This is a genomic window from Corynebacterium heidelbergense (assembly GCF_028609845.1).
GTDB lineage: Bacteria > Actinomycetota > Actinomycetes > Mycobacteriales > Mycobacteriaceae > Corynebacterium > Corynebacterium heidelbergense.
This window is the reverse complement of the sequence record NZ_CP063191.1, coordinates 1,131,013-1,146,641: the sequence shown is the minus strand read 5'-3', so window position 1 is coordinate 1,146,641 and position 15,629 is coordinate 1,131,013. Positions and strand designations below refer to the sequence as shown.

Below are 15,629 nucleotides of genomic sequence, written 5' to 3'. Positions count from 1 at the left end.
GAGCGTGTAAGTTTAAACCGTGTCAACGGGGCACGTCAGTGCCCACATGTCCACCATCCGATAAGAAAGTTCCTCGCCTGTGATCCTCGCTTTGCAGATCGCCATCGTCGTTCTGAGCCTGCTGATGGGCCTCTCCGTGCTGCTGCACAAGGGCAAGGGCGGTGGCCTCTCCAGCCTCTTCGGCGGGGGTATGCAATCCAATCTCTCCGGATCCACCGTGGCCGAGAAAAACTTGGACCGGCTCACCATCATCACAACCGTGTTGTGGTTGGTCGCTCTCATTGCCCTGAATCTCGTTTTGCGTTTCAATCTCTAAGGAGGCGACCGGCGGCGCCGCGATCTCTCGCCGAGCTAAAGGAGCCGAGCACCATGAGTAACCCAGGTAACGGCGGATGGGGTTCCCCCAACGGTCCCAAGCCCCCACGGCCAGACTCGTGGGGACCCGAGACGAAGATCATCCGCCCCCAGACCGAGGGGCCGGCCGCCAATCCCTGGCGCACCGATAACGTCAGCTCGCCGCCGCCCAAGCCCGAACCGCAATACGGGTCCTTCGCCCAGCCACCGGCACCGGAGCCCACCGGAGGGCGCAGCGGTTCCTCCGGGCTCGTCATCGGCAGCGTCGTGGGCACCCTGGCAGTCATCGGTGCGATCGCTTTGCTCGCCTGGGCCTTCGGAGCATTCGACAAGGACGACCAGGGCACCCAGGACATCGCGGCCCCGCCCACCACAAGCGCTCCGGCGACCACGAGCAGCAGCCCCAGTAGCGCTCCTTCTTCCGCCCCGGCAGCCCGACCCGCCCAGCCGAACCTCCCGGCCGGAGCCTCACCGGTCAACGACGCGGCCATCAGCGGCCAGCCAGCGGGTAACTTCAACAACGTCTACCTCTCGGGGCCCACTTCTGCGGAGTTCGCGAACAACGTCCGCGAGGCCTACGCGCGCAACTTCCTGCAAACTAAGCAGTACAACGCCGTCATCAACGCGTACAGCCCCGTCACCCACCTGAACTACACAATGGACTGCCGGGACAATGGCCAGTGGGTCACGTGCCGCGGCGGCAATGACGCGGTGGTGTATATCGCGTGAGACAGCACCACAGAACTACGGCCAGCGTGGCGCTAGCCAGCGTCTTCGCCCTCACGAGCTGCACCATCCCGACGGATGAGGGTGCCCCTTCCGCGACGAAACCGACGGCCTCCGCAGAACCCTCACCCACCGTTCAGGGGACCTCCGTCCCCGCACAACCACCGGCTCCGTCGTCGCCAACCACACCCTCCGGTCAAGAGAACCCCGCCCTAGCGGCGGCCGTCGCAAAGATCACCGGCAAGATGGGCGGATCAGCGGGCATCGCGGTGTCCGACGGCAACGGTGCCACCTACGGCGGGGAGCTGCTGGACGGCCCGGCGTGGTCCACCTCTAAGGTCCCGCTGTCCATCGCTGCGCTCAACGCCGGTGGACCAGGGGCCTCGGGACTCGTCACCCGCGCCATCCGCAGCTCGGACAATGCAGCCGCCGATCAATTGTGGCAGCAACTGGGCTCCGGTCAGCAGGCCGCCACCCAAGTGGGGCAGGTTCTGCAAGGGGTCGGGGACAACACCGTGGTGAATGCTCAGGTCACCCGCCCGGGCTTCTCCGCCTACGGGCAGACGCAGTGGAAGGTGACGGATCAGGCCCGCTTCGCCGCGCACCTGCCGTGCATCCAAGGGGCCCAGCCCGTGCTGGAGAACATGGGTCAGGTGGAATCGGATCAGGCCTACGGGCTGGGCAGCTTGCCGGAGGCGCGATTCAAGGGCGGCTGGGGCCCGGACGAGTCCGGGGCGTACCTTGTGCGCCAGTTCGGCCTCGTCCACGGCGCCCAGGGGGACATCGCAGTGGCCATCGCCGCGAAGGCCCCGTCGGGTAGCTACGCGGACGGCCAGGCCATGCTCACGGCGCTCGCCCGGGAGCTGCAGCAAACCCAGCTAGATTCGCTCCCCGCCGCACACTGCTAGTCGGCGGTCGGCTACTTAGCGGTGGGGTCTGCTTCCCGATCTACCCACAGCACCGTGTCCAGCGTTCCCGTCGCCAGTGCCGCCGGCCACTGGGCCCCGTTATCCCCGTCGAGGACGTGCCCGGCGGCCTCCCGCTTGGCGGCCCCGGCGACGAGTAGCCACACCCGCCGGGAGCGGTTAACGGCGGAGATCGTCAAGCTGACTCGTTCCGCCGGGGGCTTGGGGCAGCGACGCACCGCAACAACGGACCCGGAGGCGTGGAGCAGCTCGTCGGTGTTCGGGAACAGCGAGTTGATGTGGCCTTCCGGGCCCATCCCCAGCAGGTGGATATCGAACCCGTCCGGCGCGTGGCGGTTGATCAGTGTCTCGTACTCTCGGGCGGCGGCGTCCAACGCGGGGCCGTCGGCCTGTTGGCCCTCCGGCTGCGCGGGATAGCGCATGATGTTCTCCGGCGGGATCGCCACGTGGTCCAGGAGGGCCTGGCGGGCCTGTTCGTCGTTACGGTCAGGGTGGCCTTCGGGCACAAACCGCTCGTCGCCGAAGAAGATGTAAACCCGAGACCAGTCGATCGCGTCGGCCATCGGGAAACTCTCCGCGGTGGAGCGCGCGGCGCTGTCTAGCTCGGCAAGTTGGCGGCACACTTCGATGCCCGCCGTCCCCCCGGTCAGGACCACGCGCACGAAACCGTCTCGGGTCACCGTGCCGCCGCTGGCCTGCAACCCGGAGATGAGCTGCACCAGCTCCCGGGCCACGGTCCGGGCCATGTGGTCCGCGTCGGCGTGGCTGCTGAGGCTCACCGCGGTACTTTCGTCCTCGTCGGTCGTGGGGTGGTCATGCCGCAGCCCGAACTTCCGCCGGTGCGTGGTGTGCTCCGTCGGCTCCTTGAACACGTTCGCGAACATGTCGTCAAACCTCGGCATGTCTGAATCTTCCTTCCAGTGGAAAAGTTTCCTGGCCGGGTTGGGTTCACTGTTGTACCCCAAAGTACTCACTTGTCGGCCGCGCGGCATCCCCTCACCGCTGGGATTCCTCCTGGAAACCGCCGTCGCGTTCCGGCACGGTGTGCCCGCTGCGGTAGACCCCGCGCCCCCCGCGGTCGGGCCTGTTGACGCGCACCAGCCCCCGCAGCGCCAACCCGAAAGCCTGATCCGGATCGAGATGCCGCAGCTCCTCCGCGATGCAATCGCCCGGGGCCCTCCGACCCAAGGCCACGAGAGACTCGCTGTCCCCCACACAGGTGCGCACGGTGTTGGCGTCCACCACCTCCAAGGTGATATCCGCAGTGGGCCGGTGCAGGACGGTCTTCTCCACCGGAGTGACCGCCCGCCCCTGATCGTCGAGGGGAGTTTTCGGCGAGCCGGAGGAATGCCGTGTGACCGGGACGTCCAGCCGATTGGCCAGCCAGCCCGCGGCGATGTCCACGGCGGGGTCCTCGGCGGGCCCGTAGAGATCTACGCTGAGCACGTCCTCCAACGGGGGATGGTCCAGTGCGCTGGCGAGCTGCCCGCGCCACAGCGTCAGGCGGGACCACACAAGATCCGAGTCGCCGGGGGAGTAGGTCATGCGCCGGCGGTACAGCCCGTCGGAGTCGGCGTCGAAGAAAGAATCGACGATGCGCCGGGTGGCCAGAGCCCCGATCGGATCGGCCGCAGGATTGCGCGGCGCGGCAGACGGCCACCACACCACCACGGGGGTATCGGGCAGCAGCAGGGGGGTCACCACGCTCGCCCTATGCTTGGACAGCTCGCCCTTGAGGTGCATGATGATGACCTCCGAGGCCCCCGCATCTCCGCCCAGCCGTAGCTGCGCGTCGAGCACGGGCTCCCCGGGTTCCTCGTGGCTGACAAGCACCACCACGCGAGCGGGGTGTTCCCGGGAGGCGTCGTGGATGATGCGGGTGATGGTGTCCAGGTCGTCCTTACCCTGGGCGGCGACGACGAACGTCAGGACGCGCCCGGTGGCCACCTCCCCCCGCTCCTCGCGCACCTCACGGAGGCGCCGGAGGATGTTTTGGGTGGTGCAGTTGGGCAGGTCGATGATCATGGGCCAGTTTTCCTGTTCGGTCGTTGGTTTTCTTCCGGACGCCACCAGCCCTAGGGCCGGCGCCACTCCCGCCCGTCTCGGGCGAGCATCTCGCGGGCACTGGCGGGGCCCCACGTCCCGGCGGGATAGTCGTCGGGCCGACCGTGTTCCGCCCACTGGGTGAGGATGGGGTCCAGGATGCGCCAGGACAGCTCCACCTCCTCGTTAGTGGGGAAGAGGCTGGCCTCATCCAGGAGGGCGTCCAAGATGAGGCGTTCGTAGGCCTCCGGGGATTCCTCGGTAAAAGCCTCCGAGTAGGAGAAGTCCATGTTCACGTCCCGCACCTCCATGCCGGATCCGGGCACCTTCGAGCCGAAGCGCATGAGCATGCCCTCGTCCGGTTGCACTCGGATGACCAGCATGTTGTTGCCCTGGGCCGCGGTTTGACCCTGGCCGAAGGGGAGGTGGGGGGCGTCCTTGAAGACCAACGCAATTTCGGTGACGCGCCGACCCAGCCTCTTCCCTGTGCGCAAATAGAAGGGCACGCCCGCCCAGCGGCGGGAGCTGATCTCGAAGGTGGCCGCCGCGAAGGTTTCCGTCGTGGACTCCGGGTCGAAGCCTTCCTCCTGGCGCAGGCCCTTGACGCGCTGGCTGCCCTGCCAGCCGGAGGTGTACTGGCCCCGAGCGGTGGTCTTGAGGAAGGGGCCCACGGGGCGGGTGGCGCGGAGGACCTTGACCTTCTCCGCCTGCAGCTCGGCCGGGTTGAAGGCGACGGGCTCCTCCATCGCGATGAGCGCCAGGAGCTGCAGCAGGTGGTTTTGGATCACGTCGCGTGCGGCGCCGATGCCGTCGTAGTAACCGGCGCGTCCGCCGAGGCCGATGTCCTCCGCCATGGTGATCTGCACGTGATCCACGTAGTGGGAGTTGAACAGCGGGTCGAAGAGCTGGTTGGCAAACCGCAGGGCCAGGATGTTTTGAACGGTCTCCTTACCCAGGTAGTGGTCGATGCGGAAGACGCTGGATTCCGGGAAGACCTTGTTGACGATGGCGTTGAGCTCGCGGGCGGAGCGCTCGTCGTGGCCGAAGGGCTTCTCGATGACGACGCGCCGCCAGCCGCCGGAGCGGGGGGAATCCGCGAGCCCGGAGCGCTCCAGTTGGTGGCAGACGCTGGGGAAGTGCTCGGGCGGGACCGAAAGGTAGTAGGCCCAGTTACCGGCGGTGCCGCGCTCCCGGTCCAGGGTGCGGGTCAGTTCCGCGAGCCGATCGAAGGCGTCGTCGTTGGTGAAATCCCCCGTGACGAAGTGGATGCCCTCCGCCAGGCGATCCCAAACGCCCTGCCGCCAGGGGGTTCGCGCCTTCTCCCGCACGGCGGAGAGCACCTGCTGTTCGAACTCCGCTTTGGACCAGGGCCGCCGACCGTAGCCGATAAGGCTGAAGCTGGGCGGCAGCAGGCCGCGGTTGGCCAGGTCGTAGATGGCGGGCAGCAGCTTTTTGCGGGCGAGGTCCCCGGTCACCCCGAAGATGACGAGGCCGCAGGGGCCGGCGATGCGGGGGAGTCGCTTATCGAATTCGTCGCGCAGCGGGTTGGGCCGCTGGAGATCGTTGAGATCGCGGAAATCCGGATCGCCGCTGGGGGAACTGTCTGCGGGCGTGGTCATATCACCCTTCTGGTGCTGGGGAACGAAACGGGGGGATTACTGAGCTTCAGGCCTTGGTGAGCTGCTGATCGAGGGTGCCCAGCAACTCCTCCCAGGAGCTGACGAACTTGTCCACGCCCTGGGCCTCCAGGACTTCCCACACATCCGCCAGGTCGATGCCCGCGGCCGCCAGCTTCTCGAACACCTGCCGGGCATCATCCGCGGTGCCGGTGAGGGTGTCCCCGGTGACCTCCGCGTGGTCGATCGTGGCATCCAGAGTGTCCTCCGGCATGGTGTTGACCGTGTCCGGACCGGCCAGTTCCGTAACGTACAGGGTGTCCGGGTAGGCCGCGTTCTTCACTGAGGTGGAGGCCCACAGGGGGCGCTGCACATGCGCCCCGGCCTGCGCCAGCTCCTGCCATACGGGGCTGTCGCCGAACGCGCGGCTAAAGGCGTCATAAGCCAAACGGGCATTGGCGATGCCCGCCTTGCCCTTGAGGTCCGAAAAATCCTTCCTTTCGCCCGCGGCCTCGGCGGCGGCGGTGGCGGTATCCAGGCGAGCGTCGATCTCCGTGTCAACCCGGGAGATGAAGAAGGACGCCACCGACCTAATCTTGGAAATGTCGTGACCGTTGTGGCGGGCTTCCGCGATGCCGTCAATGAAGGCTTGAACGACCTGGTTGTACCGGGCAACGGAGAAGATGAGGGTGACGTTGACGGAAATCCCGGCGCCCAGGACACCGGTGATGGCGGGTAGGCAGTCCTCTGTGGCCGGGATCTTGATCATGATGTTGTCGCGGTCCACGGTCTCCGCGAGTTCCCGAGCCTGGGTGACGGTGGCGTCCCGGTCGTTGGCGAGCCGAGGATCAACTTCCAGGGAAACCCAGCCGTCCTTGCCATCGGTGTCCCGGTGGATCTCCCGGAAGAGGTCGCAGGCGTCCCGGACATCGTCTGTGGCCATGGCGAAGACGGCGGATTCGGCGGGAACACCCTGCTGCGCCAACTGGGCGATCTGCTCGTCGTAGGCGGTGCCGACGGACATGGCCTGCTTGAAGATGGCGGGGTTCGTGGTTACCCCCACCACCCCCTTCGTGCGGATGACCTCGGCCAGGTTGCCGCTGCGCAGGCGCTGCCGGGATAGGTCGTCGAGCCATACGGACGTGCCGGCCTGGGCCAGCGCGGTGATGGGGGCTGTCATGTTCTGATCGCCTCTTCGTGTCAATGGGGGAAGGGGGAGGGGAGGCCTTAAGCCTCGGCGGCCATCATGTCATCGATGATGGCGATGACCCGCTCGGTAGTCATCCCGAACTTCTCGTAGAGCGTGTGGTAGTCCGCCGAAGCGCCGAAGCGTTCGATGGACACGTTACGCCCCGCGAAGCCGGTGAACTGGTGCCACGGCATGGCGATGCCCGCCTCGATGGACACTCGGGCGGTGACGCTGGGGGGCAGGATCTCGTCCCGGTAGGCCCGGTCCTGCTGCAGGAACCACTCCATGACGGGCATGGATACGACGCGGGTGGGGGTGCCCCGGTCCTCCATGATCTGCGCAGCCTCCACGGCGATCTGCACCTCGGAACCCGTGGCGATGAGGATCAGCTCGGGGGTGCCGGTGGAGGCCTCCACGAGGGTGTATGCGCCGCGCCGGATCCCCTCCCGCGCCTTCTCCTTCGTCCCCTCCAGTACGGGGACGTTCTGCCGGGTGAAGGCGAAGGCCTTGGGAGCCGGGTCCGCTTCGAGGGCGGCGACCCAGGCGGCGGCGGTTTCGTTGGCATCAGCGGGGCGCAGGACGGCCAGATCCGGGATGGCCCGCAGTGCCGCAAGGTGTTCCACTGGCTGGTGAGTCGGTCCATCCTCCCCGAGGGCGATGGAATCGTGGGTCCACACCAGGTACGTGTCCACGCCCATCAGCGCGCCGAGGCGGACGGAGGGGCGCATGTAGTCGGCGAACTGGAGGAACGTCGCGCCGTAGGGGCGGGTGGGGCCGTGCAGGGCGATGCCGTTGAGGATCGCGCCCATGGCGTGCTCGCGGATGCCGAAGTGGAGGTTGCGGCCCAGGGGAGAGGCCTTGAAGGTGCTGGTGGAGATGGATTCGGGGCCGAACGAGTCCTCTCCCTTGATGATGGTGTTGGTGGACCCGGCCAGGTCGGCGGACCCGCCCCACAGCTCCGGAAGTGTCTTGCCCAGCACCTGCAGCACGGCCTCGGAGGCCTTACGGGTCGCCAGGGAATCTCCCGGCTCCCACACGGGGAGGTCCGCGGCGTAGTCACGGGGGAGGGTGCGGGAGAAGAGGCGGTCGAAAAGCTCTTTCTTCTCGGGGTTCTCCGCAGCCCACTTGTCGAAGCTTTCCGTCCATTCGGCCTGCAGTTGCTCGCCGCGGGCGGCGAGGTGCTGACGGGCGTGGCGCAGGGCATTCTCGTCGACCGGGAAGGGCTCGTTGGGGAAGTCCAGCTCCTGCTTGATCGCTTCCACCTCAGCCGCGCCGAGGGCCGCGCCGTGAGAGGCGCCCGTGTTCATGGCGTGGGGGGCGGGGTTGGCGATGACGGAGCGCATCCGGATGAAGGTGGGGCGGGTGGTCTCCGCCTTCGCTGTTTCCACGGCGGCCATGATGCCCTCCACGTCTTCGCCGGTGACATCTAGGGTCTGCCACCCGTAGGCGGCGTAGCGCGCCACGACGTCTTCGGTGAACGCAATGGTGGTGTCGTCCTCAATCGAAATACCGTTGTCGTCCCAGAACACGATGAGATTATCGAGTTGCTGGGTACCCGCCAGGGAGCTGGCTTCCGCAGTGACGCCCTCTTCGATGTCCCCGTCGGAGGCGATGACGAAGATGTGGTGGTCGAAGGGGGACTGGCCTGCGGGGGCGGAGGGATCGAAGAGGGCACGTTCGCGGCGGGCGGCCATTGCCATGCCCACGGCGGAGGCGAGGCCCTGGCCGAGCGGGCCGGTGGTGATCTCCACGCCGCGGGTGTGGGCGTATTCCGGGTGGCCGGGGGTCAGGGAATCCCAGGTGCGGAGCTTCTTGATGTCCTCGATCTCCAGGCCGAAACCGCCGAGGTAGAGCTGAAGGTACTGGGTGAGGGAGGTGTGGCCGCAGGACAGGACGAAGCGGTCGCGGCCGATCCAGCCGGTGTCCTTGGGGTTGTGGCGCAGGACTCGCTGGTACAGGGTGTAGGCGAGGGGGGCCAGGCTCATGGCCGTGCCGGGGTGGCCGGAGCCGCAGTTTTCCACCGCGTCAACCGCCAGAACGCGAGTCATGTCGATGGCCCGGGTATCGAGGTCCGACCACTGCGCGGGGTATTTGCGCACGGTCAGCGCCTGGAGTTCTGGGGAGAGAGTCACAGCGGGGGACACCTTTCTTGCACGCTAGTGCCTTGGTTCATGGGGCTCGTACTCCCTAGAGCATAACGGCTACTTTCGGGGCGGCACGTGGGGATGACCTCTTTTCAGGTCTGTGCGCCGCTGGGGTAGCGTAGACGCGGATAACCCTTATCGACAGCGGAGGCAATCGACCCGGTGGAAAGAATCGCGGAGACCGTAAAGGGCTACGTCGCCCTGACGAAGCCCCGGGTCATCGAGCTGCTTCTCGTCGCTACTATTCCGGCGATGCTGCAGGCGGAGCGGGGTCACGTCAGTCTCGGGTTGATTCTGCTCACCCTTGCGGGCGGGTGGATGGGGGCCGCGGCCGCCAACACGTTCAATATGGTGGCGGACCACGACATCGACCAGTTGATGCGGCGTACCCGGCGGCGGCCGCTGGCTCGGCACACGGTTTCGGTCTCCCAGGCGAGGGTGTTCGCGTGGGTGCTGATGGTCGCCAGCACGCTGTGGCTGGGGTTGCTGGTGGGGTCCTGGTTGGCGGCTGGATTCGTCCTGTTGACGATCTGGTTCTACATCTACGTCTATACAAAGTGGCTGAAGCGGCGGACGTGGCAGAACGTCATTTGGGGCGGCGCTGCGGGATGTATGCCGGTCATCGTGGGGTGGGCTGCGGTCACCGATAACAATGGGGGTGCCTTCCAAGCCGGTTGGCTGTCTTGGGGTCAGGCACTGGTGTTGTTCCTCATCATCTTCTTCTGGACGCCACCCCACACCTGGGCGCTGGGCATGCGCTACCGCGAGGACTATGAGGCCGCCGGCGTGCCGATGATGCCCGTGGTCAAGCCGCCGCTGGAGGTGACTCGGCAGATCTTGGCCTATACGTGGGCGACCGTGCTGACCTCCCTCGTGCTGCTTCCCGCCGCCGGCTGGGTGTACGCCGTCGTGGCGGTGCTGTCCGGGGCGTGGTTTGTGTGGAAGGCACACGCGCTTCACCGGGGCGTGAAGGCGGGGACGCCCGTCAAACCCATGCAACTGTTCTTCCTATCGAACAATTACCTGTCCATCCTGTTCGTTGCGCTGTCCGTCGACGCCGTACTGGGCCTGCAGACCATCGGGGGCCTGTTCTAGGTAGCCCCGGGGTGTGGGCGTGGGTGGGTAGCCCGCGTGCCCTGAGTGGTGGGTGTGGGTGGGTGTGGGTGGTGTGGGGGTTAGAAGGGGGGTTCGTCGTCGGGTGGGGGTTTGAGTTGGTTGTTGCGTTCGGTGAGTATTCTCGCGCGGTTGGTGGCCCGGTGGGTGAACGATGCTCGGCGTAGCGGCCCGCCGGGTTCGGTGATGATAACGTCCCCGTCGCCGTGGCTGGTCCATGCTTGGGTGCCGTCACCGGCCATGGTGACGTCCCAGTGGCCGGAGGTTTTCACCCGGTGGTGGAACGCGCAGAGGCATGGCAGGTTCCCGGTCACCGAGGTGGCCACCTGCCCGCGGATCAGGGCGATAAGCGCCTCGGCGGTGGTGAGGTCACCGCGGGCGGCGGTGGTGGTGATCGCGGCGGTGAGTTCAGCGGCGTCGGGTTTATCCACGCTCAGGTGGAATGTGGTGGTGTTCTCGTCGCGGGTGTCGATCGACAAGGTCCCCGCCGAAGGTGGTGGGGTGGGGACCTCGTCGGTGTCGGTGGGCCGGGCTGGGGGGGGGCAGATCTCGGCGATGATGGCCTGCACCCGCCTGTGGACACACCGCACGGCGGGTACGGCTTGGCATGCCCGGGTGGGGGTGAGCACCTTGGTGGCGATGGTGGTGTCCACCTGTTGGCGGTGGGCAGGTGGCACGGCGAGGAGGTCGTCGGCTAGGCGGGTGGCGATATCGCTGATGACCACCTCCGGGTCGTCCGGGGCGCACACCTGGGCGGTGGCGAGGTGCTGGCGGTTGCCGGTCACCGCGTGCACGCTGAACGCGTCGGTGGGATCACAAACCCGCCACGACGGCCCCGGTAATGGTGGTGGTTGGTGTGCTGGTGGTGGTTGGTGTGTGGTGTGGGGTTTTTACCGGTGTGGTGTCGGGGGTTGGGGGGTTGGGTGGCATGGGGGCGGTAAAAACGGCTGGGTGGGGTGGGGTCGCAGGTGGGTTGGTGCGGGTGTTCGATCGGATAGTGTTTCGATTACCCAGCCGGTGGGATGTGGCGGCGCTGTTGGCGTCCGGGAGAAGAGACCGAAGAGAAACCAGGAGCTAGCGCTCCACCGCCTTCTGGCTGGACACCGGGCCCCAGCCTGGCGCGATTTGGCGCCGCACCATGAGAGACCACAGAAACCCGGTCGCGGCCGTCACGATCCCGGACCCGACCACGTGCAGGGGCACGGTCCACCGGGGGACGCCCATCCAGTACTGGATGATGCCCACGAAGGCCTGAAGGATGATGCCCACGATCAGCAGCAGCGTCGCGCGCTTGATGTTGCGCGGCACCCGAACGGCGAGCAACCCGGCCAACAGGCCGATAGTCACGCCGAGGTACAGATACATGGAGTGGGCGTGAATGTGGGCAATCTCCACCAAAGGCAGCTGCAAGCGGTTCTCGGGCTTGATGGCGGCGTCCCCGGCGTGCGGCCCGGACCCGGTCACCATCACTCCCGTGATTAGCGTCAGCGCCAGTAGACCAGCGGAGAGGTGCGTGAGGATCTCCAGCGACGGCGGCTCGTTATGCCGAACGGGGGCCTCATCCGGCTCGCCGATACGGGTCACCAACACCGCCGCGAAGAACACCAGCACCATGGAGGGCAAGAAGTGCAGCCCCACGCTCCACCACGCCAAATCCAGGCGCACCGAGATCCCACCCAGCACGGCCTGCACGATGATCCCGATCCCCTGAATGAAAGCCAGCCACTTCACCGCACTGCGCCGCCCGGCCCGCCACACCGCGATGAACGTCGCCAGTGCCGCAATGGCCAGGACGAACGTCAGCAAGCGGTTGCCGAACTCAATCATCTGATGGATCCACGGCGCCGCACCCGGGACCGGCACGAAGGACCCGGGATGGCACTGCGGCCACGTATTGCAGCCCAACCCGGAACCGGTGACGCGCACCAAGGATCCGGTAAAGGTAATCCCCGTCTGGCAGATCAGCAGGATGATCGCCAGCAACCGCTGACGGGCCCACTCGGGCTTGCCGGACAACGTTGATTCGGCAGGTGCGGTGCCGGGGGAGAGCGAGGTTTTCACCCCTCCAACCTTAATCGTCTCTGGTGGTGAAGCTGAAAAAGCGCACGACCAAAACGGACCCCAACACCGCCCACACCGCCAGCACCACCGCGGCTAGGGCGTTGAAACTTCCCCCGGCCGCCCCGCGCAACCCCTCCGTCAAAGCCACCGAAGGAAACAGGTGCAGCAGGGCCCGGGTTCCCTCGGAGGCGTTCGGGGAGATAGTGGCGAAGGCCGCCGCCCCCAGGAAAACGAACCAAATAGTGTTCCCGATTGCCAGCGTCATCTCCGAAGACAGCGTCCCGCCCAGGGCCAACCCCAGGCTGGTGAACGCCGCCACGCCGAGCACCACGAAAATGATCGCGGAGAAGACCCCAGCCCCCTCCGGCCGCCAACCCAGCAGCAGCGCCACCACCGTCAGCACCGTCAGTTGCACAACCACCACCGCCCCCACGGCAACGATCTTCCCGCCAATCAGCGCCCAGGTGGGCACCCCGGAGGCCCCAATCCGCTTCAGCGCTCCGTACTTCCGGTCGAAGGCCACGGCAATGGCCTGCCCGGTGAAACCGGCGCCCATGATCGCAACCGCCAGGGCCATAGGGAACACCCGGTACACGGGGTGATCCAGGGGTACGAATGGCAGCAGGGAGAAGCCCACAAGCAGCCCAATCGGAATGATCAGGGAGATCAACTGCTGCTCGCCGTGGCGCAGGAACAGGAGGGACTCGATCTTTGCCTGAGCCAGCAGCATCGTCTTCGCGCTGGAACGGCGGGGATCGGGGCGGAACTGCCCGACGGGGAAGCGCTCGGCGGTGTCTTGCCGGTCTGGTGTGGCATCGTGCCGGTCTGTGGTGGTGTAATTGTTATCCACGCATCTGCCTTCCCGTGATGGAGAGGAACACGTCCTCCAGGGATGTCTTGTTCATGTCGAGGGAGGTGATGAGCACCCCCTGGTCCGCGGCGGCCTGAGTCACGGCGGTGAGCAGCCCGGGGGTGGGGTGGGGGCCGTTGAGGGCGTAGCTGCCAGGGCGGATGCGCACCATGGTCAGGCCCCGGTCATCGTCCGTGGGGACGCCCAGACCGGCGCGCTGGCAGGTGGCGTCCACAAAGGATGGAACGTCGATCACCCCATCCAGCTGCAGCACGATGCGCGACCCGGAGGTGGCGGTGGCCAGGGAGGTGGTCAGCTCCGCCGGGCTGCCCTGGGCCACCACGGTGCCGCGGTCGATGATGACCACGCGATCGGAGAGAGCCTCCGCCTCGTCGAGCAGGTGGGTGGTCAGGACCACGGAAACCCCGTCGCGCCGAAGGGAGGAGATGAGGTCCCACACCAGTAGGCGGGATTGGGCGTCTAGGCCGGCGGTGGGCTCGTCCAGGAAAACCAGCTCAGGCCGGCCGACCAGGGCGCAGGCCAGGGCGAGCCGCTGCTGCTGCCCCCCGGACAGGCGCCGAAACGTCGTTTTGCGCTGCCGTTCCAGGCCGACGGTGTGCAGCAGCCATTCGGTGTCCAGGGGATGGGCGCTGTAGGACGCCACCAACCGGAGCATTTCCCCCACGCGGATCCCAGGGTAGGCCCCACCCCCCTGGAGCATCACGCCGATGCGCTCGCGAACCTTATCGCTGTCGGCGAAGGGATCCATGCCAAATACGCGCACGCTGCCGCTGTCTGGGCGCTGGAAGCCCTCGCACATCTCGATGGTGGTGGTCTTGCCGGCCCCGTTGGGGCCGAGGACGCAGACGACCTCGCTGCGATCCACGTGAAAGTCCAGGCCGTCCACGGCGATGGTTTTGCCGAAGCGGCGGACGACGGAGCGGACGTCCAGAAGCGGTGTTGAACCTGCTGTAGTCACGAAAGAACAGCTTAGTCCGTTTGGAAGGCGCGCCGACCGCCGAGCAGCAGCAAGGCGAAGATGCCGGCCGCCATGACGTACATGTACCCGACGGTGGCGGGCGGCAAGCTGAGCCCCCTGGGCAGGACGAAGAAGCTGAACGCCACGGAGTAGCCGATGACGGCGAGGCGGAAGCCGCGGGTATTGGCCCACGCGGCAAGCGGGACGATGGCCCACAGGAGGTACCAGGGGTGCACGACGGGGAAGAAGATGACGAGGAAGAACATCGCCACCCCAAAGCCGCCCACCGGGTGGATGCGCCCACGGAAGGCGGCCAGCAACATGCGCAGCAGCCAGAACATCCCGAAGGCGGCCCCGAGCGCCCGGAAGATAGTCAGGGAAGTCTGGGTGTGATCCCCCAGGCCCAGTACGCTGCCGAGAGTCGCGGAGGCCAGACCCGTGAGGGTGGTCATGGACATCCAGGAAGTGATCTCCGTGGCCCCGCCCTGGGCGAAGATCCACCCGAAACCCACGCCGGTGCCGAAGGACCAGGCGCTGGCCACCACGGCGGCACACAGCGCGCAGGCAACGGCGGCTCGCAGTAGGTCCAGGGCCGTCCCACCCCACCGCCGAGCCAGCACCACCCCGGCGAAGCCCAGCGCCGCAAGGGCCGTGACCTTCACCATGCCCGCGGAGGTGATCAACGCGAGGCCGGTGATGGTGAGGAACCAGCGGGTCGGGCGGGGGCGGGGGATCTCATCGGTGCCGCGCAGGACGAGCTCCAGGCCGGCGAGGAGGAGGCCGAGCATGATGGCCTCGTTGTGGATCCCGCCGACGAGGTGCAGGAGGGTGAGGGGATTAAGGACGCCCAGCCACAGGGCGCGGGCGGCGGTGACGTGGCACCGCCGGGCCAATCGCACCAGGGCCCAACCCGCCAGCAGTACACCGGCGACGCTGATCGCTCGGTGGGCGCAGACGGCGAGGGCGATGTTGTCCCCGGTGAGTAAGGAGATGCCGGCGCCGACGGCGAGGGCCACCGGACCATAGGGGGAGGGGGAGTGGGCCCACAGCAGCGGCACGGACCGGGCCAGGGGATTGTTGATTCCCAGCAGGTCCACGGGCCCGGCGGCATAGGGGTCCATGCCGTGCGCGGCGATGGAACCCTGGGCCAGGTAACTGTAGATATCCTGCGTGAACAGCGGGGCGGTGAACAGGAGCGGGAAGATCCACAGCAGGAGGGTGCGCCACAGTGTGCGCAGGGGCAGCGCGGAGGTGGCGAACTTCTCCAGTCGGACCCAGGCGAGGACCAGGAAGCCGATGCCGAGGAACGTGATGACGGTTGTGGTGTGCAGCATCTGGGCGAGCACGTTGAGCCCCGGCACCCCCCACAGGGGGTTGTTCACCACGGGCAGGGCCCCGGCCCCCAAGCCGCCGATGGCCATCAGCACGGTGCCGAAGGTGCCCAGCCAGATCGTGGCCCGGAGCTGTTGCGGGGCTCCGGGGGGGATGGTCGGCGGAGCGGAGGGCTTGAGGTCCTCGTGGAGTTGCGCCGAGCGCGATCCAGCAAACCCGAGGTGGGGAAGTTGGCTACGCAGGCTGGTCATAGTGGGCCATCTTATCCCCTGGGCAAGGCATGCCTTAGTGGACAG

The 15,629-nt window shown here is 67.0% G+C and carries 14 protein-coding genes; 4 read left to right on the top strand and 10 right to left on the bottom strand.

The window, feature by feature from the left end; genetic code table 11:
* The first annotated feature begins 79 nt into the window (after positions 1 to 79).
* From secG to CHEID_RS05060, 3 genes are read left to right on the top strand one after another with little or no spacing between them, the layout of a single operon-like run.
* A complete protein-coding gene (secG, locus tag CHEID_RS05070) occupies positions 80 to 316 on the top strand; it encodes a preprotein translocase subunit SecG (RefSeq protein ID WP_112769505.1) in 237 nt (78 codons plus the stop codon).
* A gap of 53 nt (positions 317 to 369) precedes the next feature.
* Positions 370 to 1,083 (top strand): hypothetical protein, encoded by a 714-nt coding sequence (locus tag CHEID_RS05065; protein ID WP_238599319.1) that lies wholly within the window; start codon positions 370 to 372, stop codon positions 1,081 to 1,083.
* A complete protein-coding gene (locus CHEID_RS05060; protein WP_238599320.1) occupies positions 1,080 to 1,988 on the top strand; it encodes a serine hydrolase in 909 nt (302 codons plus the stop codon). Before CHEID_RS05065 ends, CHEID_RS05060 begins: the two co-directional genes overlap by 4 nt.
* Positions 1,989 to 1,999: 11 nt before the next feature.
* Here the strand turns inward: CHEID_RS05060 and pgl are convergent, their stop codons facing one another.
* The 5 genes from pgl to tkt form a co-directional block, all read right to left on the bottom strand.
* Positions 2,000 to 2,908 carry a 6-phosphogluconolactonase gene (pgl, locus tag CHEID_RS05055; protein ID WP_420536386.1) on the bottom strand — a complete coding sequence of 303 codons (909 nt, stop codon included), beginning with the start codon at positions 2,906 to 2,908 and terminating at the stop codon, positions 2,000 to 2,002.
* Positions 2,909 to 3,002: 94 nt separating this feature from the next.
* Positions 3,003 to 4,031 (bottom strand): glucose-6-phosphate dehydrogenase assembly protein OpcA, encoded by a 1,029-nt coding sequence (locus CHEID_RS05050; protein ID WP_112769506.1) that lies wholly within the window; start codon positions 4,029 to 4,031, stop codon positions 3,003 to 3,005.
* Positions 4,032 to 4,081: 50 nt separating this feature from the next.
* Complete coding sequence (zwf, locus tag CHEID_RS05045) at positions 4,082 to 5,668, bottom strand: glucose-6-phosphate dehydrogenase (RefSeq protein ID WP_112769507.1); 1,587 nt, start codon at positions 5,666 to 5,668, stop codon at positions 4,082 to 4,084.
* A gap of 46 nt (positions 5,669 to 5,714) precedes the next feature.
* Entirely contained in the window at positions 5,715 to 6,845 is a 1,131-nt protein-coding gene (gene tal / locus CHEID_RS05040; RefSeq protein WP_112769508.1) for a transaldolase, read from the bottom strand.
* A 47-nt stretch (positions 6,846 to 6,892) separates the two neighbouring features.
* The gene (gene tkt / locus CHEID_RS05035; protein ID WP_273661425.1) at positions 6,893 to 8,986 is read right to left on the bottom strand and encodes a transketolase; all 2,094 of its coding nucleotides are present in this window, start codon (positions 8,984 to 8,986) and stop codon (positions 6,893 to 6,895) included.
* 174 nt (positions 8,987 to 9,160) lie between these two features.
* Here tkt and CHEID_RS05030 point away from each other — a divergent pair, with 174 nt between their 5' ends.
* Positions 9,161 to 10,093: a heme o synthase gene (locus tag CHEID_RS05030; RefSeq protein WP_112770372.1), complete on the top strand. Its 933-nt coding sequence runs from the start codon at positions 9,161 to 9,163 to the stop codon at positions 10,091 to 10,093.
* An 80-nt stretch (positions 10,094 to 10,173) separates the two neighbouring features.
* On the opposite strand, the gene CHEID_RS05025 is transcribed toward CHEID_RS05030, so the two are convergent.
* From CHEID_RS05025 to mptB, 5 genes are all read right to left on the bottom strand, one after another.
* A complete protein-coding gene (locus CHEID_RS05025) occupies positions 10,174 to 10,896 on the bottom strand; it encodes a hypothetical protein (protein ID WP_273661422.1) in 723 nt (240 codons plus the stop codon).
* Between the two features lie 289 nt (positions 10,897 to 11,185).
* Positions 11,186 to 12,127, bottom strand: coding sequence for a COX15/CtaA family protein (locus CHEID_RS05020; protein WP_238599436.1), 942 nt, complete (start codon positions 12,125 to 12,127; stop codon positions 11,186 to 11,188).
* 55 nt (positions 12,128 to 12,182) lie between these two features.
* Positions 12,183 to 13,022: an ABC transporter permease gene (locus CHEID_RS05015; RefSeq protein ID WP_273661420.1), complete on the bottom strand. Its 840-nt coding sequence runs from the start codon at positions 13,020 to 13,022 to the stop codon at positions 12,183 to 12,185.
* The gene (locus tag CHEID_RS05010) at positions 13,015 to 14,001 is read right to left on the bottom strand and encodes an ABC transporter ATP-binding protein (RefSeq protein ID WP_112770331.1); all 987 of its coding nucleotides are present in this window, start codon (positions 13,999 to 14,001) and stop codon (positions 13,015 to 13,017) included. The genes CHEID_RS05015 and CHEID_RS05010 overlap by 8 nt, the downstream gene beginning before the upstream one ends.
* A gap of 11 nt (positions 14,002 to 14,012) precedes the next feature.
* Complete coding sequence (mptB, locus tag CHEID_RS05005; protein ID WP_273661418.1) at positions 14,013 to 15,584, bottom strand: polyprenol phosphomannose-dependent alpha 1,6 mannosyltransferase MptB; 1,572 nt, start codon at positions 15,582 to 15,584, stop codon at positions 14,013 to 14,015.
* Between the last annotated feature and the right edge of the window lie 45 nt (positions 15,585 to 15,629).

What these genes read in the sequence shown, in the direction of transcription:
- mptB (WP_273661418.1), bottom strand. Translation starts at nt 15,584, where the DNA reads ATGACCAGCCTGCGTAGCCAACTTCCCCACCTCGGGTTTGCTGGATCG.
- CHEID_RS05065 (WP_238599319.1), top strand. Translation starts at nt 370, where the DNA reads ATGAGTAACCCAGGTAACGGCGGATGGGGTTCCCCCAACGGTCCCAAG.
- CHEID_RS05050 (WP_112769506.1), bottom strand. Translation starts at nt 4,031, where the DNA reads ATGATCATCGACCTGCCCAACTGCACCACCCAAAACATCCTCCGGCGC.
- tal (WP_112769508.1), bottom strand. Translation starts at nt 6,845, where the DNA reads ATGACAGCCCCCATCACCGCGCTGGCCCAGGCCGGCACGTCCGTATGG.
- pgl (WP_420536386.1), bottom strand. Translation starts at nt 2,908, where the DNA reads ATGCCGAGGTTTGACGACATGTTCGCGAACGTGTTCAAGGAGCCGACG.
- zwf (WP_112769507.1), bottom strand. Translation starts at nt 5,668, where the DNA reads ATGACCACGCCCGCAGACAGTTCCCCCAGCGGCGATCCGGATTTCCGC.